Source organism: Streptomyces sp. NPDC048473 (assembly GCF_043200155.1).
Lineage (GTDB): Bacteria > Actinomycetota > Actinomycetes > Streptomycetales > Streptomycetaceae > Streptomyces.
In genome coordinates, this window is the sequence record NZ_JBICXE010000029.1 from 49768 (window position 1) to 67541 (window position 17774).

A 17774-nucleotide genomic window follows, 5' to 3' on the forward strand; every position below is an offset into this window, starting at 1 on the left:
GGTGTTGCCAGGTCACCTGGCTTGTGCGGGTTCTCCGGCCGCCGAATGCTCGGCATCGGCCGGGCTGCCCCGTGCTCGTTTGCCGAGCTATTGGAGCGACTCCAGGATGGTGGCGTTGGCGAGTCCGCCCGCCTCACACATGGTCTGCAGGGCGTAGCGCGCATGTCGTTGGTGCATGGCGTTGACGAGGGTGGTCATGAGCCGGGTGCCGCTGGCACCGAGTGGGTGGCCGAGCGCGATGGCGCCGCCGTTGACGTTCACCTTCGCGGGGTCGGCGCCGGTCTCCTGGAGCCAGGCCAGGACCACGCTGGCGAAGGCTTCGTTGACTTCGAACAGGTCGATGTCGTCCAGTCGGAGCCCGGCCCGGCGCAGCACTTTCTCGGTGGCGGGGATGACTCCGGTCAGCATCATCAGCGGGTCGGAACCCGTGACGGCGAAGCTGTGCAGCCGGGCTTTGGGCCGTAGTCCCAGCTTGGCGGCGGTTTCGCTGGACGTGATCAGGACGGCGGAGGCGCCGTCATTGACCGGACTGCTGTTCCCGGCCGTTACCGACCAGTTGATCTGCGGGTAGCGGTCGGTGAAGGCGGAGTCGACGAAGGACGGCCGGAGGCCGGCGAGCACCTCCGGTGTCGTGCTGGGGCGCACGGATTCGTCGGTGTCGACCACACCGGCATCCGTGGCGACGGGGGCGAGCTCGGCGGCGAAGCGACCGTCGCCGTGTGCGGCGGCCGCGCGCCTGTGGGACGTGGTGGCGAAGGCGTCCATCTGATCACGCGTGATGGACCACTTCGCGGCGATCAGCTCGGCGCTGATGCCCTGCGGCACGAGCCCGTCGGGGTAACGGGCCGCGATGCCCGGGCCGAAGGGGTCCGCGCCGGGCGGCACGTTGGACCACATCGGCACCCGGCTCATCGACTCGACACCACAGGCCACGACCAGGTCGTATGCCCCGGCGAGAACACCCTGCGCGGCGAAGTGGACGGCCTGCTGCGAGGAGCCGCACTGGCGGTCCACCGTGGTCGCCGGCACGGACTCCGGGAATCCGGCCGACAGCCAGGCGTAGCGGGTGGTGTTCATGGCCTGCTCGCCCACCTGGTCGACGCAGCCGCCGACCACGTCGTCGACGAGCGCGGGATCGACGCCGGCGCGGCCGATGAGGGTGCGCAGGGTGTGGGCGAGCAGCTCGACCGGGTGCACGCCGGCGAGCGTGCCGGTCGGCCTGCCTTTTCCGATCGGGGTACGGACGGCTTCAACGATGACGGCGTCGCGCATGGCGGTCGCCTCCTCAAATCTCGAAATCTCTCGAATGCCGTGCGAAGAACTGCAGGGTCAGTGGCCGTAGGCCGGCGGGACGTTCAGGAGGGGCGGCGGCTGCGCCCAGCTGTCATGCCTGTTCGCCCAGCACCGTGCGGGACTGCCGGGCGAGGGCCAGCAGCCGTCCGTCGGCCGCCCACACCGCGCTGTCGTCGACGGCCCAGCCGCTGCCGGCATGCTCGGTACGGATGCGAACCAGTGCCCACTCCTGGACGGGACCGCTGACCAGGGCGTCGGTGAAGTGGACGGTCAGCTGAGCTGTGGGCACCGGCCGTGGCACCGTCCAGCAGGCGAACAGTGCGGGCGGCAGGGCGTCCACCAGGACCACCAGCGCCTCCGCGTCCAGCGGACGCCCGTCGACGAAGCGCACCCAGGCGGTCAGTTCGGCGTCCGGGCCGCCGGCCAGCGGTCGCGCCGCGGTCGCCGGACGGATCTCAAGGTATTGCGCGAACGCCGCCAGCTGCATCGGCAGGGTCTGAGGTTCACACCGCGCCGCCTCGGGCAGGGCGGGCATGGGCAGGCCGTCGTATCCCGGGCCTCGGTCTGGGGCAGAACCCGGTCGCAGGCCGGCTGCGCCGAAGACTGCGGATCCTACGAGCACCGCCGTGCCGTCCTGCTCGCCGCTGAAGGTGGACACCGAAGCGCGGCGCCCCGCGCGTTCGACGACCGCATTCAGCGTGAGCGGACGCTCGTCGACCGGTGCCAGGAAATGTGCGCTCAGCGCCTGCACCGGCCCTGGTTCACCGTGCTGCTCGGACAGGTGCGCTCTCATCTCGGTCAGGGCCAGCGCTGCCACGTACCCGCCGTGAGCTCCGGCCCAGGACCACCAGGAGGGGTCGATCGTGACGTTTCCTGAGCAGTCGGACCGCAGTACGTCCCTGACGTCCCTGACAGCCGTGACGTTCACCATTGCCCCGTCCATGGGACCACCCCGCCGATCAGTAGGTTGGAAAACTGGATCCACCATAACCACATGAGTTGGATAAGCAAACTCACTTGGTCTACGGTGGAGCACATGAACACACCGCGCCCCTGCTCGATCGCCGATGCGCTCGGCCTGATCGGCGAGAAGTACTCCCTGCTGGTACTGCGCGAGGTCTTTTTCGGCGTCCGGCGCTTCGACGCCATCGCCCGTAATACCGGAGCCCCGCGCGACATCCTCGCCGCACGGCTGCGTCGCCTGGTGGAGGCGGGAGTGCTGGACAAGTCCCTCTACAGTGAGCGGCCTCCCCGTTTCGAGTACGGTGCGACCGCTGCCGGCCGCGAACTGCGCCCGGTTCTCCTCATGCTGATGCGCTGGGGCGACCACCACCTGGCGGACCTGCCCCCGACCGTCTTCGAGCACTCCTGCGGCGCCGACCTCGATCCCGCCATCACCTGCCGCAACTGCGGCGGGGAAGTCCGCAACGCGGACCTCGCGCCCCGGTTCCAGGTCCAGGGCTGGAACGCCGAGGGTGCGGCCTGATCCGCTCGGCCCGGCCTCGAGGCGCGGTCCCGCAGGTGGCCCGGCAGCGTCTTGGCCATAAAGGCGCGGCAGGACCCCCGAGTAGTGGCTCGGGGGCCCGCGCTGAGCAGCCGGGCCCGGCCGCTCGAATGGGCCGGGAGCCCATGGCTCAGCTGCGCAACCGGTTGGCAACGCAGGCGGTCAGAGTTTCGCGGCCAGCATCTTGACGCGAGTATTGATTAGCCGCCATACTATTTTCCATGGCGCCGGATATCAGACTTGAGGAAATCCCGACGCTGGAGCAGGCCAGGCATCAGCTCCAGCGGTACGATCTCGACGTCGATCCCCAGGCGGTGCTTGTCGCGGTGAGGCTGATGGCGGCAGGTGCGCGTCTGGGTCAGGCGGTCGAGGTCCACTTTTCCAGGTTTGGCCTGTCTGCAGGGCGCTATCGTCTGCTGGCGGATCTGGAGGACGCGGATGGGGAGAAGTCCCCTTCGCGGCTCGCGGCGAGTCTTGGTGTCTCCAGGGCCACGGTCACAGGCCTGCTCGACGGCCTGGAGCGAGACGGTCTCGTACTCCGTCGCCCCTCGGCCGAGGACGGCCGCTCCGCCGTCGTCGTCCTGACTGCCCGGGGTGCGCGCAAGATGCGCGAACTGGCTCCGGAGCATTTCAATCGCCTGCAGGCGATGGTGGACACGCTCAGCACCGAGGAGCGAACGATCTTCCTGGACCTGCTCGGTCGGCTGGTCCGGGGCATTCCGGCACTGACGCGGGAGTAGTCACCCAGTCATCGGACGCCGTGGACCAGCCGCGTCGGTCCCACGTCACCATTTTCGTCGCCCGCCACTGGCGGGCATTCTTGCGCCCATATAGTTAGGAGCCTAATTACATGATCGATGATGTCCTTGCCGACATGCTCCGTGCCGACGTCCAACCACCCCCACTGAACCGAACGGAGATCGACATGGGTACGCGCAAAGGCAGTCCGGTCGTGGGCGACCCCGGTCCGCCCCCCTTCAAGCTGTGGCGAGAGGTCCTCGTCGCCTACCTGGCACCCGCGCTGATGGCCGGTGCCGGCGGCGTGGCCGGCGGACAACCGGACCTGGTCATCGCGGCCTGTACCTCGATCGCGGGCACCTCGGCTGTCGTAGCCACCTTGATCGGCACATGGCTGCAGCGCCGCGGCATTCGACGTGCGTGGCTGACATCGATGCCACGGATCGTGCCGACGGCGCTGCTCGCCATCGGGGCCGCCGTCCTGGGGGGTCTCCTCGCATGGCTCGTCACCGACTGGGTGCCCGACGGGGTCATCGGGCACCACGGATCCTGGCCCGACCGCCTCCGGCTGGACCTGCCGCTCTCCTCGGCCCTCGCCGTCGGCATCATCACCTGGCGCTGGCGCGGGTCGCGACACGGCCGACCGCAGTCCGCCCCCCACCTTCACGAGCACACACCGCGTCGGAACCACGACCGCCGGACCACACGAAGGGCACAGCGATGATCGTCATCATGGGAGCGACCGGAGCGACCGGCGGCGCACTCCTGGAGCGCCTGGTCACGCTCGGGGTGCCCAGCAGGGCACTGAGCCGCGACCCCGACCGGCTGCGCGCCGGCCTCAGTGAGGCGGCCCGCCCGCTCGTCGAGGTCCGAGCGGCGGACGCAGCGGATCCCGCATCGCTGCGGAACGCGTTCCGGGGCGCGAGTCAACTGTTCCTCAGCATGGTCAACAGCCCGGCACAGGTCTCACTAGAGACCCGCGCCATCGCCCTCGCCGCCGAGAGCGATATCCGGCACATCGTCAAACTCTCCGCCCCGGCTGCTGCCCCGCACTCCCCGGTCGCGATCTCCCGATGGCATCACACCATCGAGGAGTCCCTTCGCAGCACCGGCCTGACCTGTACCGTGCTGCGTCCCTACGCGTTCATGCAGAAGCTGGTGACCCTCGCGCCGGCGATCGTGGCCCGAAGCGTCATCCTCGGCACCATGGGGGATGCCGCATGTAACTACGTCGACTGCCGCGACATCGGCGACGTCGCCGCCGAGGTGCTGATGCGACCCGGGCTCGCCGGGCAGACCTACACCCTCACCGGCGGGCGGACCTTCAGCCAGGTCGAGCTGGCCGATCTGCTGACTTCCCTCCTCGGCCGACGGATCGAATACCTCAACCTTCCTCCCCACGCCATGCACCAGAGCCTCGTCGAGCACGCCGGCATGCCCGACTGGCTTGCCTCCCACGTCGTCGAGATCCAGCAACTGGCCGTGACTCAGCCGGAAGAGCCCACGGACACCGTCAGCCGGATTCTGGGCGGGGAACCCCGCACCCTGGAGGCCTTCCTGAGCGAGAACATCCGGCACTTCCAGCCAGGCCCCGTCGCTGAACGGACCTGATCGGGGGAGGCCGGGGGCTCGCGTGCTTCGGCGCCCAGTTCCGGCGCTACGAGCCCGGGACCCCTTGTCCCTGCTCAGACGCCGGCCGATGGTCCGCTGGAGTTGTCCCGGCCACGGCATACACCACGATAGGGCCCTGTGGCGCTCCACCTTGGTCCAGCAGCGCATCCTGGAGCTCATCGAGTCGGGCTCTGGTGCGGCTACAGGTCAGGGCGTGGCTGCGCCGGACTACCGCGAGAGCCTCGCTTGATGCGGCGGTCCGGGCCGGACCGGCCGCCGCGAGCAGCGCGGCCGAGCAGCTCGAACTGATCCCGCCACTGCCGTCGAGGAGTTCGCTCATGGTGTGAATGCTGCCGGGTGCGGGCCCCGGCAGCCCCGGTAGTCGCACGCCGCCTCGCTTGGGGCGAAACCTGCCCGGCTACCACCGCGCGGTCCGCCACCTACTGGCGGACCTCCCAAGTGGTCAACCCTCGAAGTCCTTCGAGGGTCGACGAAGGGGTGGAACCTGAGGGAGGTGCGAGATACAAACGGGCGATGTGCGACAGGTCCCTGAGCTGGTGGATGCGACAGCCTGATCGTCCTCATGCCGGGCGGATGAGCCGGGTCTCGTAGCCGAAGACGACGGCTTGTACCCGGTCGCGTAGTTCCAGCTTCGTCAGGATCCGGTTCAGGTGTGTTTTCACGGTGGCCTCCGCGAGGTGCAGAGCGGCGGCGATTTCGGTGTTCGACAGGCCGCGGGCCACCTCGACGAGTACTTCGCGTTCGCGTGCTGTGAGCCGTTCCAGACGCTCGTCCTCCACCTGCTCGCGGTTTACGGGGAGTTGGTGGGCAAAGTTCTCCAGCAGGCGACGGGTGATGCGTGGGGAGACCGCCGCGTCGCCCGCGGCGACGCTTCGGATGGCCGCGAGGAGTTCCCCTGGCAGGGCGTTCTTCAGCAGGAAGCCCGACGCCCCGGCCTTCAGTCCGGCGAAGGCGTATTCGTCGAGGTCGAAGGTGGTGAGGATGAGGACCCGGGTCTGCGGGCAGTCCCGGATGATCCGGCCGGTTGCCTCGATGCCGTCGGTACCCGGCATCCGGACGTCCATCAGGACGACATCGGGGTGCAGCAGCCGGGCAAGCCGTACGGCTTCGGTGCCGTCCCCGGCCTCCCCGACCGGCTCCATGTCCGGCTGGGCCTCCAGGACCATGGTGAACGCCATGCGCAGCAGTGGTTCGTCGTCGGCGAGCAGGATGCGGATCGTCACGCGGCACCGGTCCCTGCTGTCCCAGCTGCGCTCACGTCGAGGTGGGCCGAGACCCGCCAGCCGCCGCCTGGGAGCGGTCCCGCCCACAGAGTTCCGCCGTACGCGGCCGTGCGCTCGCGCATGCCGGGGATTCCGTGCCCGTGCGGCGGGTCGGGATCCTGCGCGGTGCGGCCGTGGCTGTCGTCAGTGACGTCGATGGCGATGGTCTCGGGCGAGCAGTGCACCCGGACCTCTGCGCGGGTGCCGGGAGGGGTGTGCTTGAGGGTGTTGGTCAAGGCTTCCTGCACCAGGCGGTAGATGGTGAGCTGTGCGGCGGTGGGGACGTGGGAGGGATCGCCTGTCAGACGGAGGCGGGCCGGCAGCCCGGCGGCGCGCACCTGGTCGAGGAGGGACTGCAGTTGGGCGATGCCGGGTATCGGGTGACGCAGTGCGTCCGGTTCGTCAGCACGCAGGATCCCGAGGAATCGTCGCATGTCGGTGAGGGCTTGCCGCCCGCTGTCGGAGACCTGCCGCATGGCGGTGGCCGTCTTGTCGGGGGTGCGGTACTGGGCGAAGACGGCGGCGTCGGCGAGCGCGATCATCACGGACAGGTTGTGGCTGACGATGTCGTGCATGTCGCGGGCGATACGGGCCCGTTCTTCGGCCACCGCGAGCTGGGCCCGCTGGTCGCGCTCACGTTCCAGACGTACCGCCAGGTCCTCCACGGACGCGAGATGGGCGCGCCTGGTCCGCATGTTCGTGCCGATGACAGCGGCGGCGGTGGCCATGGCGGTCAGGCTCACGGCCGCGCCGAGGAATCTCCCCTCGGACGACCAGCGCACGGAAGCCATCAGGATCCCGGCTTCGGAAACAGCACCAGCCAGCAGGAGCTGCAGGTGGCCGGCGTGTGCGGCCACCGTGTAGAGGGCGACCAGCAGCGCGATGTCGGCCGGTAGCTGGACGTCGACGAGCCACTGGGCGAAGGCCGCCGCGGCCACCGCGGCGAACACCGCCAGAGGTGCCCGGCGCCGCCACAGCAGGGGCAGGAGCAGGGCCGCCTGGAATACCAGGAGCCAGGGGCGGTCGTGCAGGTCGATGCGGACGGCGAAGGCGGTGAGGATGAAGAGCGCGGCCACCAGAGTTGCGTCCACCGCCACCGGCGGCAAATGGGCACGCGCCCACAGCAGCCGGGCACACCCGGTCAGGGTGCGCCACGGCTGCCTGGCGGGCGCGGTCGCCGTCATCGGCTGCCCGACCCGGTCCGGCCTGCGGGCAGCACCGCTGCAGCAGGCCCCCGGGTTGACTCGCTCCGGTGTCCGAGCCGTCGGGAGGCGGCGCCCTCGCCCGTCCTCCGCGGCCCGTTGCCGAATCCGACCGCACCCACGCCGACCACTACGCGTCCCGCCGTTTCAGTGTCACCGCGGCTCCGCCGAGCGCTGCAGCCGCGTACAGGCAGAACACCGTGAATCCCGTCCATGGCGCCAAGGTGTTCGGATCCGACTGGAGGACGGCGAGCGCGTGTCCGGCGTTGCTCGGCAGGTACGGGCTGATCCGGTCGGCCCAGGAGGACGGGAGGGCCTTGACGAGCTCCGGCAGGACCAGCAGCAGACCGAAGACCGTGGTTATGCCGCCCGCGGTGTTACGGACCAGCGTGCCCATCGCGACGCTCAACAGTCCCACAACCGTCAGATACAGACCGGTACCGAGGACGGCGCGAGTGACACCCGGATCGCTCAGTGAGGCTCCGGCGCCCGTGGAGGACATCAGGGCCTGACCGGCCAGGAACGCCGTCAGGGACGTGGCGGTCATCAGCACCCAGGTCACCACCGCGTACACGACGGCCTTCGCCCACAGGACCGGCAGTCGGCGCGGCACCGCCGAGAAGGTCGCACGGATCATGCCGGTCGAGTACTCGCCGGTGACCACAAGCACACCCATGACACCGACCGCGAGCTGCGCCAGGAAGAACCCGATCAGGCTCAGTGCCGTCGGGTTGACAGACGCCCGCTCGGCCGCACCCATATCTGACCAGTGGGCGGCGGTGACGGCTGAGAAGAGCGGCCCCATCCCGATCATCGCCACGGCGGCGGCGAGCAGCGTGAAGAACGTCGAGCGCAGAGTGCGGAGTTTGACCCACTCCGAGTACAGCACCCGCGTCTGGGTGAGGTGGCCGCGCCCGGCGGCGGAGAATCGGGGAAGAGTATCGGTGTTCATGCCGCCCGCCCTTCGGTGCCGGAACCGGCCGGAAGCCGGTCCGGGGTCTGGTACTCGACAACGTCACGGGTCAGCTCCATGAACGCCTCCTCCAGCGACGCCTGCCGAGGCGTCAGCTCGGCGAGCGCGATCCCGTGGTCGGCGGCGATCCGGCCGATCCGATCGCTGCTCAGGCCGGTGACTTCCAACACGCCCCGCTCGGTCGACGCGACGGCGACATCCGGCCCGGTCAGCGCCACACGCAGCCGCTCAGCCTCGTCGCTGCGTATGAGCACGGAATTACGCGCGGCACGCCGCGTGAACTCCCTGACCGAGGTGTCGGCGATCAGCCGGCCGCGCCCGATCACGATGAGGTGCTCGGCGGTCACCGCCATCTCGCTCATCAGATGCGAGGAGACCAGCACCGTGCGCCCTTCGGCGGCCAGATCCTTGAGCAGATTACGGATCCACAGCACGCCTTCGGGATCGAGTCCGTTCACCGGCTCGTCCAGGACGACGGTGGCCGGGTCGCCGAGCAGGGCACTGGCGATACCGAGCCGCTGGCCCATGCCCAGCGAGAAGCTGCCGGCCCGCTTCCCGGCCACCTGTCGCAGCCCGACGATGTCGATCACCTCGTCCACCCGGCTGCGGGGGATGCCCGTGGTGACAGCCAGCGCGAGCAGATGGTTGAAGGCGGAACGGCCGGTATGGATCGAACGGGCTTCCAGCATCGCCCCGACCTCATGCAGCGGTGCGCGGTGCGCGGCGTAGTGCTTTCCGTTGACCATGACCCGGCCGGCGGTCGGGGCGTCCAGTCCCAGGATCATCCGCATCGTGGTGGACTTCCCGGCGCCGTTCGGCCCGAGGAATCCGGTGACAACACCGGGCCGGACGGTGAAGCTGAGATCCGCGACAGCGGTCTTGTCTCCATAACGTTTGGTGAGCCCGTGGGCTTCGATCATCGGATGTCCTCGTCGGGTTCGCAGTGGCGTCAACTGACCACCACGCTAGATTTCCGCCCCGGCGTGGCACATGAACCCACGGACTGAACCCACCGCCGAAGAACCGCATCCGCAGGTGGACGCCCCTACACCCGCAGATGTAGGCCTCGGCGCACCGGGCGCCCTCGCCGCACCCGACACCAGTGGCCACCGAGGGGTGACGGGGCGGCGGTAGCGAGGGTTCGACCTGGGGAAACGGATATGGAAAACACGGCTCACCAGCGCCGGACGGGGGCTTCCGTGTCCGGCGCCAGGACGCGACTGGGGGCTGATGTGCTGGACCGGCCACGGCATCTAGCGTCCAGGACATGCTCAAATCTTCTGCAACCCCGACCATTGCGCTGCTCACGCTCGCTCTAGCGTTGCCCACCGCCGACGCGTGGCCCGCCGCCGCAGCCCCGACGCATGTGCCCATCGCCGCTTCTTTCCGCAACGACACAGACTCACGCACATCGCTGCCCCGCCCCACCGGCCCGTACGCGGTCGGCCGCGACACCCTCCACCTCGTCGACCGCGCCCGCCGGGACCCGTGGGTGCCGGATACAGCTCGTGAGCTGATGGTCGGCATGTTCTACCCCGCGCTCCCCGGCACCGGTGCGCCGGCGCCGTACACCACAGTCCAGGAGGCCCGGCTGTTCCTGAAAAGCTATGGGTTGGAAGGCGTCTTCCCCGCCGAGACCTTGAGCGCCACGGCCACCAGCGGCCGCGTCGGCGCCCGGCCCGCCCGCGGCCGGTATCCCCTGGTAGTGCTCTCCCCGGGGTTCGGCGTCTCGCGCTTCACCCTCACCGGCCTTGCCGAGGAACTCGCCAGCCGTGGATACGTGGTCGCCGCAGTGGACCACGCCTACGAGTCCGTCGGCACCGCCTTCCCCGGCGGTCGGATGCTGACCTGCGTCGCGTGCGCGAAGGCCCAGAGCGAGCAGGACCTGGAGGCCGTCACCGCAGGCCGGGGCAAGGACGTGTCCTTCCTCCTGGACCGGCTCACCGGGCCCCGCCCGGCCTGGCGGTACGCGGGACTGATCGACCGGAACCGGATCGGCATGGCTGGTCACTCGGTCGGCGGCGCGAGCGCGGCGGCGACCATGGCGGGCGACCGCCGCATCCGGGCGGGCGTCAACATCGACGGCGCCTTCCACGCAGCTGTGCCCGCCGACGGACTCGGCGGCAGGCCGTTCATGATGCTCGGCACGGACGACGAGACGCACCGTCCCGGCGGTACAGACACGAGCTGGGACCAGGCGTGGAACCAGCTGGACGGCTGGAAACGCTGGCTGACCGTCGCCGGTTCGACGCACTACAGCTTCTCCGACATCCCCGTCTTCCTGGACGAACTCGGCCTGCCCGGAACGCAGTCGCCGCAAGCCCTCTCCGGCAACCGCTCACTGCACATCACCCGCGCGTACGTCGGAGCCTTCTTCGACCTGCAGTTGAAGCACATCCCCCAGCCGCTGCTGGACGGCCCGACGCCGACCGAACCGGAGGTCACCTTCAACAACCCGTAAACGGATGACGGAGCGGCCGTCGCGGTCACGGGCGCCGTGCATGGCCGCAGACCACCAGGGGCAGAGGCGGACTACCCAAGGGTGGCGCTGCCGCACAGGCCGGGATGCGGCCTTGAAGCCCTTCCGGGCCAGGCACAAGGCCCGCCCCGCGGTCGCCTCCGCTCCAGTTGGCTGCTCGACGACGGCTGCAGCACCGGCGTGGTGCCGATCAACCCCTGGGCCCGTATACCGGAAGACCTGCGCCCTTGATCGTGTGTCAGTGGCAAGTTTGCATTCCCCCAGGTACGGCCAGTTGCGATATCACGTTCCATAGTCGTCTTCGGTCGGGTTGATCCGGGGATACTGGGGCTATGACATTGCGCTGTGGTGACCGGTGCCGTCGTGCCTGACGGTGAGAGCTGGCTGCGGGTGGAGGTCGAGCGGGTGGCGCGGGCGGCTTTCGTCGGGCTGCTCAGTGCCCGTCCGGCTGCGGACTACTGCGGGTACGCGTTGTATTCCGACGCCGGCGCGATGACCGTGTGCTGCGCGGCCAACACCCGCTCGCACCTGACTCGGCTGCGGGCCGAGGACCCGGCCGAGGCGGAGTACTACGAGTGGACTCCGGCGGAGTGGGCGATGGAGGGTGTCGCCGCCGAGCAGTTCGCATCGATCTGCCGACGACTGCGCGCCGCGGGGCCGCACGCCGACGGCGCCGAGTTCACGAGGTTCCGGGACACCGTGTACGACGCGTGTGTGGCGGCACTCGAATCGCTCGTCGCCGCAGGCATCTTCGGCCCGAGCACCGATCACGTCGTGGTCTTCACGGTCTCCGACCCCGACGATGCGGACCCCGCGCACGAATCGGAGTGGATCCGCCGCCTCAACCCGCCAGACCACGCCGACCGGTTCGCCCGCTGGCGCGAAGCAGCCCCAGTACAACCGTAGGTCGTACGCGTGCGCTCCGTCGCCCGGATCCTGCCGGGCGGCAACTCACCTGTGCTGGAGCCGGTTGACCGGCAGTAGGCAGGCGAGCACGTCGTCGATGCCGTCCAGCATGAACAGTTCGTGCGCAGAACCCGCCCACCACACCCAGGGACAGCCTTGTGGCCGCTGCCGTGAGGGGGCCAGGTTCTGAGCCAGATGTCCGGCCTCCAGGAAGGCGAACCGCAGCGCACGCAGCCCGTAGTGCGCCCGTAGTGGGCCGAGTTCGACGTAGAGGCCGACCAGCGCGGGAAGCGCCGACACGTCGACGTGCGGGTCGGACGAGCCCTGGCCTGCGAACCATGTGAGCACTCGTCCGGCGCATGGATGCCGAGCGTGCAGTAGCGCCGGGCGGTGCCGGTCAGCGGGTACCAGTCACGGTAGTGGTCACGGATGGCGGTGCGTAGTTGGCGGTGGCTCCGTAACTTTCGATCCAAGGGTGCTCGTCTGGTGGGACGGCCTGCGCGGTGAGCCGGCCGCCGATCCAGTCGGTTTCCTCGGTGAGTACGACCGTCGAGCCGGCCCGGCAGGCGGCCAGAGGCGCAGCGACGCCGCCGAGCCCCCCGCCGACGACGAGGATGTCTGTGCTGAGTTCGGGCCTGGCGAAGCCTTTCGGGGGCGGGTGAGGGTGCGAGGTGCTGCTGGGAAGGACGCTGTGGGACGGGTGTCAGCGGACCGGACGGGCGGTTCCGCCCGGCTCCAGTTCGCAGGTCATGAGCTGATGCCGGGACAGCGTCCGGTCGCCCACGATGAGGCCGGTGAGCAGCCTGACGGCCGCCGCTCCCATGTCGCGGCGCGGCAGGGAGAACCCGGTGAGGGGCGGCTGGCCGGGGCCCGGGCGGGCGGGCGTGCCGAGGGTGGCCAGGGACAGGTGCTCGGGGAAGCGGTAGCCGGCGTGTTCTGCTGCCGTGAGGAGGGCGAGGTGGGCGGCGTCGGTGTCGGTGGCCTCGGTGACGATCGCCGTGACGCCCGCGCCGTGCCACGCCCGCAGCCGGTCGGCGGTGAGATCGGTGCCGTCGGTCCGCACGACGGTCTCCGGCCCGAGGGCCAGTCCGCATTCGGTCATGCCCTGGCGAAACCCGGCCTCCCGGTCGATGGAGGTGATCGCCTCGTCGGGCTCCCTCAGGTACAGGATGTGCTGGTGGCCGAGTCCGGCCAGGTGCCGTACGACGGCGGCGCTCGCCGACACGTAGTCCGCGCCGACGTAGGGCAGGCGGTCGCCGAAGTCGTCGTGGCGGCCGATATAGACCACGGGCAGGTCGGTGGCGAGGAGCCGGTCCATCTCCGGTACGGGCAGGTGCCGCCCCAGGAACAGGCAGCCGTCGGCCAGCCGGACCCGGTTGAGCACCTCGGCGTGCGGACGTTCGCCGGTGGTGCTGGAGGCGATGAACATCAGCAGGTCGTAGCCCTGCCGTGCGGATTCCTGCTCGATGCCCACCAGGAACGGGTAGTAGGCGTGCGACATCTCGGTGGGGAAGGTCTCGGTGAAGGTGTACAGGCCGAGGAGGTTGTTCTGCCCGGCGGACAGTCGTTTGGCGATCGGGTCGGGCACGTACCCGAGCTGCTCGGCGGCTTCCATGACCTTGCGCCGGGTCTCTTCGGCGATGCCGATGGCGGCGGCGCCGCCGCTGAGAATGAGTGAGACCGTCGGTTGGGATACCCCCGCCAATCGGGCGATATCCGCCTGACGGGGGCGGCGCGTACGCGAACCGCCCGGCTGTCCGAGCCCGCCGCTCGCCTTCATGCGCTGCTCCAAATCATTTCCTGAACGTCACCTAATGCGAATTAGATCAAGTGTATGCGGTTGGCCGATCACGGGGCTTCGATCCCGCCGTCGGGGCGGCGCACCTGGGCGGCCCATCGTTCGTGCAGGTGTGTCTGCGGCGGGTACTTGCCGGCGGCCTTCTCGTCGAGGTCGATGCCCCAGCCGGGCCGGTCGGAGGGGGTGATGTACCCGTCGACCGCCCGGAGCGTTCCGGGGAACACCTCGTCGACGGTCTCGGGGTAGACGTGCGCCTCCTGGATGCCGAAGGCCGGGCTGGTGACGTCGAGGGTGACGTTGGCGGCGGCGCCCACCGGGGAGACGTCCGGCGGTCCGTGCCACGCGGTCCGTACTCCCGTCAGTTCGCACAGGGCCGCGAGCTTGCGCACCGGTGTCAGGCCGCCGACGGCCGAGACGTGCAGGCGCAGGTAGTCGATACCGCCGGAGGTGATGAGCCGTGCGGCGTCGGTCACCGACGAGACCAGCTCGCCCGAGGCGATCGGCATCGGTGCGGCGGCGCGCACTTCGGGGAGCCGGTCGAAGTACTCGGGCGCGAGCGGGTCTTCGAGGAAGAACAGCCGGTACGGCTCCAGGGAGCGCGCGAGCACGACGGCCTCCTTGGGCGTGAGCCGGTTGTGCGCGTCGTGCAGCAGGTTGAGTTCGTCGCCGAGGACGTCGCGGGCTCGTTCGAACAGCCGCGGCGCGGTGCGCAGGTAGTGGCCGACGTCCCAGCCGTCCGGATAGGGGCTGCCGGGATATCCGCCGGCTGTGCCGTCGGCCCCGTAGCCGCCCAGGCCGGGCGACGCGGACTGCAGCCGCACATAGCGGTACCCCTTCTCCGCGAGGGCCGCAGCCCGCTCGACCGACTCCTCGATCCCGCCGCCCCGGGCCCCGGTGTAGACCGCGGCGGCGGTACGGACCCGGCCGCCCAGCAGCTCGTACACCGGCACCCCGAACCGCTTGCCCGCGATGTCCCACAGCGCCTGGTCGATGCCGGACAGCGCGTTGTTGTGCACCGGCCCGCCGCGCCAGTACGACGAGAAGTGCAGCATCCGGCCGATGTCCTCGATGTCGGCCGGGTGCCGGCCGATGACCATCGGCGCGAGGTGGTGCTCGATCGCGGCGGCCACGGCGTGGAAGCGCTGGGTGAAGGTGGCACAGCCCAGGCCGTACAGACCGGGCTCGGACGTGTCGATCCGTACGACGACGAGCGGGACACCGCCCGGGGCGGTGACGATCGCGCGGACGCCGGTGATGCGCAACGCGTCCCTGGCCGGCCACGGGGCCTGCGTTTCCGGCATGATCATGGGTGCTGCTCCTCTGGGTACGAAACCACGTGCGGACCGGTGTACGGATACTGCGCGGTGAAGCCGAGCAGCCGACCGGCGGGTTCGAGATCGATGGCCACGTTTCTTCCCTCCAGCACCGTCCGGCGCGGGACCCTCGGGTGGTGGGCCGCAAGGAGGTCCTCGGTGGGAGCGGTCACGAGGGTGTCGGGCGCGGTGACGAAGATGACGGGTGCGCCCTCCAGCGGGGCGGTCAGCCCGAGCAGGCAGGCACGGGCGGCGTCGCGCAGGTCGAGGTAGCTCCACATCTCCGACGCCCCGGCAGCCGGATCCCGAGCGAGGCGTCCGGCGTGATCGGCGAGTCGCCCGGGGTCTCCGAGGAAGGGGAAACGCAGGGCCGTAACCGTCATGCCGTGCCGCCGGTGCATCATCGCGGCGGTCGCCTCGTCCGCCTGCTTGGACAGGGCGTACGGGTCCTCGATCAGCAGCGGGACGTCGGTGTCCAGGGGCAGGTAGGGCGGATGCCGCTGGGTTCGGGCGAACGGCAGGCCGGTGATCGACAGGCTGCTGGCGATCACCGCCCGGCTCACCCCCCGCTGCCCCGCCTGTTCCAGGACCACGAACGTGGCCTGGGTGTTGGTGGCGAACACAACCTCCGGTGCCGCCACTTCCGGCGATGCGAGCGCTGCCAGATGGATGACGGTGTCGGCCCCGTCGAGTGCGTCGTCCACGGCCGCGGGGTCGCGGGCGTCGCCCACCACTACCCGGTCGGCCGGCAGAAGACCGGGGTCCTCGGCGACGAGTGCGGTAGCGGCGATGCCCCGGGACTCGAGTTCGCTCAGGACGGCGGTGCCGAGGCGGCCGGCCGCGCCGGTGACCAGGGCCCTCATCCCTTCAGCCCTGTGAAGGCGATGCCGCGGACGATCTGCCTCTGGAAGAACAGGAACACCAGGACCGGGGGGATGATGGCGATCAGCATGCCCGCGATGAGCAGGCTCTGGTCGGAGGTGTCGGCGAGCCGGGGCAGGGCCACGGCCAGCGGCTGGCTTTGGGTGTCGGTGATGGCGATCATGGGCCAGAGGAAGTCCTTCCAAGCGTTCATGACGGCCAGCAGAGCTACCACGGCCAGTATCGGCCGGGACATGGGCAGCACGATACGGGTGAGGATCCGCCAGGGACCGGCCCCGTCGAGGCGGGCGGCCTCGAACAGTTCCCGGGGTATGCCGTCGAAGAACTGCTTGACCAGCAGGACGTTGAAGGCGTGTGCGCCGGCTGGCAGCCAGACGGCCATCGGAGTGTTGGCGATGGAACCGCCGGTGACCGGCAGGTCCAGGATGGTCAGGTAGAGCGAGACCATCGAGACCGTGCCCGGCAGGAACAGTGTTGCCAGGACCGCGCCGTAGACGTATTTGCCGTAGGCCGGTCGCAGGACCGACAGCGCGTAGGCGCCCGTCGTGGCGACGAACAGCTGCACGACCAGGGAGCCGCCGACGAGAACGACGGTGTTCAGCAGGTACTTGCCGATCTCCAGGTTCGTCCATGCCGACGTCAGGTTGGACCACCGTACGTCGGCGGGCCACAGCGCCAGCGGGTGGTGCAGCGATTCCTGCGTCGAGGAGAGCGCACCCTTGAAGATCCAGTAGATCGGTCCCGCGCCCTCCAGCACCAGGGCCAGGATCAGCAGGATCCCGGTGGTCCCCAGCCCGAAGCGGGTTCCGTGCCGGCGTCGTTCCGCCTCCGAGAGCACCCCTCTCGCGTGGGTCTGCTCGGTCATTTCGTCCCCCAGGTACGGGTGAGTCGTAGATACAGCGCCGACAGAGCCGCCAGTACCACAGCCAGGCTCACGCTCAACGCCGCGGCTGTGCCGTAGTCCCCGCTGACGAACGCGTACCGGTAGATCAGAAGCAGCACGGTGACCGTCGAGTCCTCGGGCCCGCCGTCGGTCAGCACGAACGGCTCGGTGAACACCTGGAAGTTGTTGATCACCTGGAGCAGCAGCATGACCAGCAGGATGGAACGCAGCTGTGGCAGCGTGACGTGCCACAGCCGCCGCCACACCGACGCGCCGTCCAGTTCGGCGGCCTCGTACAGCTCGGTGGGCACGCCCGCCAGCGCGGCCAGATAGATGAGCACCGCTCCGCCCGCGCCGGCCCAGGTCGCCTCCAGGACCAGACTCGGCATCGCTGTGCCAGTGGACTGCAGCCACGGGTAGGGGCCGAGCCCGACCTGTCCGAGCAGTTGGTTGAACAGGCCGGAGTCAGGGTCGTAGAACCATTTCCACATCAGCACGGCCACCACTGGCGGCACCACCACCGGCAGGTAGACCAGCACCCGCATCAGCCCCGAGCCGCGCCGTAGTTCGGACATCAGCACAGCGAGCAGAACCGGCAGCGGAAAGCCGATCAGTAGGGCGATGCCGCTGAACAGCAGTGTGTTGTGCACCGCCGTGCCCAGCAGCGGGTCAGCCAGCAAAGTACGGAAGTTGTCCAGCCCCACGAACGTCGCCGGGTCGACGAGGTTGGTTCGCTGGAAGCTGAGCAGCACGCTGCGGATGATCGGCCACCAGGAGAAGACGCCGAAGACCAGCGCCGTCGGGAGAAGGAACAGAACGGCGGCGGCGTGCCTGGACCCGCTGCGCCACCATGCCGTCCGAAGTGCGGTCCGGGTGGTCACGGTGCGACCTCGCGGGCCGGAGAGCCGA

19 protein-coding genes are annotated in these 17774 nt (G+C 69.7%); 6 read left to right on the forward strand and 13 right to left on the reverse strand.

The features are described 5' to 3' along the window. Nucleotides 1–87: 87 nt before the first annotated feature. Both ACGFU7_RS33845 and ACGFU7_RS33850 read right to left on the reverse strand, forming a co-directional pair. On the reverse strand, nt 88–1272 hold the full coding sequence (locus ACGFU7_RS33845; RefSeq protein WP_393700993.1) for a thiolase family protein: 1185 nt from the start codon (nt 1270–1272) through the stop codon (nt 88–90). 112 nt (nt 1273–1384) lie between these two features. Next, nucleotides 1385–2236, reverse strand: coding sequence for a thioesterase family protein (locus ACGFU7_RS33850; RefSeq protein WP_393700995.1), 852 nt, complete (start codon nt 2234–2236; stop codon nt 1385–1387). 93 nt (nt 2237–2329) lie between these two features. Between ACGFU7_RS33850 and ACGFU7_RS33855 the strand changes: the two genes are divergently transcribed. The 4 genes from ACGFU7_RS33855 to ACGFU7_RS33870 all read left to right on the forward strand — a co-directional run bounded on the left by ACGFU7_RS33855 (nt 2330) and on the right by ACGFU7_RS33870 (nt 5146). Further along, the gene (locus ACGFU7_RS33855) at nt 2330–2779 is read left to right on the forward strand and encodes a winged helix-turn-helix transcriptional regulator (protein WP_393700996.1); all 450 of its coding nucleotides are present in this window, start codon (nt 2330–2332) and stop codon (nt 2777–2779) included. 239 nt (nt 2780–3018) lie between these two features. Beyond that, complete coding sequence (locus ACGFU7_RS33860; RefSeq protein ID WP_393700998.1) at nt 3019–3537, forward strand: MarR family winged helix-turn-helix transcriptional regulator; 519 nt, start codon at nt 3019–3021, stop codon at nt 3535–3537. A gap of 110 nt (nt 3538–3647) precedes the next feature. Beyond that, nucleotides 3648–4259, forward strand: coding sequence for a hypothetical protein (locus tag ACGFU7_RS33865; protein ID WP_393701000.1), 612 nt, complete (start codon nt 3648–3650; stop codon nt 4257–4259). A gap of 8 nt (nt 4260–4267) precedes the next feature. Continuing rightward, nucleotides 4268–5146 (forward strand): NmrA family NAD(P)-binding protein, encoded by an 879-nt coding sequence (locus ACGFU7_RS33870; protein ID WP_393701002.1) that lies wholly within the window; start codon nt 4268–4270, stop codon nt 5144–5146. Between the two features lie 581 nt (nt 5147–5727). Here ACGFU7_RS33870 and ACGFU7_RS33875 read toward each other — a convergent pair. The 4 genes from ACGFU7_RS33875 to ACGFU7_RS33890 all read right to left on the reverse strand — a co-directional run bounded on the left by ACGFU7_RS33875 (nt 5728) and on the right by ACGFU7_RS33890 (nt 9524). Then, nucleotides 5728–6390: a response regulator gene (locus ACGFU7_RS33875; RefSeq protein ID WP_393701004.1), complete on the reverse strand. Its 663-nt coding sequence runs from the start codon at nt 6388–6390 to the stop codon at nt 5728–5730. Continuing rightward, nucleotides 6387–7613 carry a sensor histidine kinase gene (locus ACGFU7_RS33880; RefSeq protein WP_393701006.1) on the reverse strand — a complete coding sequence of 409 codons (1227 nt, stop codon included), beginning with the start codon at nt 7611–7613 and terminating at the stop codon, nt 6387–6389. Before ACGFU7_RS33880 ends, ACGFU7_RS33875 begins: the two co-directional genes overlap by 4 nt. 148 nt (nt 7614–7761) lie before the next feature. Further along, nucleotides 7762–8583 (reverse strand): ABC transporter permease, encoded by an 822-nt coding sequence (locus tag ACGFU7_RS33885; protein ID WP_393701008.1) that lies wholly within the window; start codon nt 8581–8583, stop codon nt 7762–7764. Further along, the gene (locus ACGFU7_RS33890; protein WP_393701010.1) at nt 8580–9524 is read right to left on the reverse strand and encodes an ATP-binding cassette domain-containing protein; all 945 of its coding nucleotides are present in this window, start codon (nt 9522–9524) and stop codon (nt 8580–8582) included. Before ACGFU7_RS33890 ends, ACGFU7_RS33885 begins: the two co-directional genes overlap by 4 nt. A 347-nt stretch (nt 9525–9871) precedes the next feature. On the opposite strand from ACGFU7_RS33890, the gene ACGFU7_RS33895 reads away from it, so the two are divergent. Together ACGFU7_RS33895 and ACGFU7_RS33900 are read left to right on the forward strand one after the other, a co-directional pair. Next, nucleotides 9872–11065 carry an alpha/beta hydrolase family protein gene (locus ACGFU7_RS33895; RefSeq protein ID WP_393701011.1) on the forward strand — a complete coding sequence of 398 codons (1194 nt, stop codon included), beginning with the start codon at nt 9872–9874 and terminating at the stop codon, nt 11063–11065. A gap of 381 nt (nt 11066–11446) precedes the next feature. Next, nucleotides 11447–11989, forward strand: a complete 543-nt coding sequence (locus tag ACGFU7_RS33900; RefSeq protein WP_393701013.1) for a DUF4303 domain-containing protein — start codon at nt 11447–11449, stop codon at nt 11987–11989. A gap of 45 nt (nt 11990–12034) precedes the next feature. Here ACGFU7_RS33900 and ACGFU7_RS33905 read toward each other — a convergent pair whose 3' ends face one another. The 7 genes from ACGFU7_RS33905 to ACGFU7_RS33935 form a co-directional block, all read right to left on the reverse strand. Then, nucleotides 12035–12337, reverse strand: a complete 303-nt coding sequence (locus tag ACGFU7_RS33905; RefSeq protein WP_393701015.1) for a hypothetical protein — start codon at nt 12335–12337, stop codon at nt 12035–12037. 49 nt (nt 12338–12386) lie between these two features. Next, nucleotides 12387–12605, reverse strand: a complete 219-nt coding sequence (locus ACGFU7_RS33910) for an FAD-dependent oxidoreductase (protein WP_393701090.1) — start codon at nt 12603–12605, stop codon at nt 12387–12389. 87 nt (nt 12606–12692) lie between these two features. Further along, complete coding sequence (locus ACGFU7_RS33915; protein ID WP_393701017.1) at nt 12693–13769, reverse strand: LacI family DNA-binding transcriptional regulator; 1077 nt, start codon at nt 13767–13769, stop codon at nt 12693–12695. A gap of 68 nt (nt 13770–13837) precedes the next feature. After that, complete coding sequence (locus ACGFU7_RS33920; protein ID WP_393701018.1) at nt 13838–15094, reverse strand: enolase C-terminal domain-like protein; 1257 nt, start codon at nt 15092–15094, stop codon at nt 13838–13840. After that, nucleotides 15091–15963: an NAD-dependent epimerase/dehydratase family protein gene (locus ACGFU7_RS33925; protein ID WP_393701020.1), complete on the reverse strand. Its 873-nt coding sequence runs from the start codon at nt 15961–15963 to the stop codon at nt 15091–15093. The genes ACGFU7_RS33920 and ACGFU7_RS33925 overlap by 4 nt, the downstream gene beginning before the upstream one ends. Further along, complete coding sequence (locus ACGFU7_RS33930; protein ID WP_393701022.1) at nt 15960–16847, reverse strand: carbohydrate ABC transporter permease; 888 nt, start codon at nt 16845–16847, stop codon at nt 15960–15962. The genes ACGFU7_RS33925 and ACGFU7_RS33930 overlap by 4 nt, the downstream gene beginning before the upstream one ends. Further along, nucleotides 16844–17746: a carbohydrate ABC transporter permease gene (locus ACGFU7_RS33935; protein ID WP_393701024.1), complete on the reverse strand. Its 903-nt coding sequence runs from the start codon at nt 17744–17746 to the stop codon at nt 16844–16846. Before ACGFU7_RS33935 ends, ACGFU7_RS33930 begins: the two co-directional genes overlap by 4 nt. Nucleotides 17747–17774: the final 28 nt, after the last annotated feature.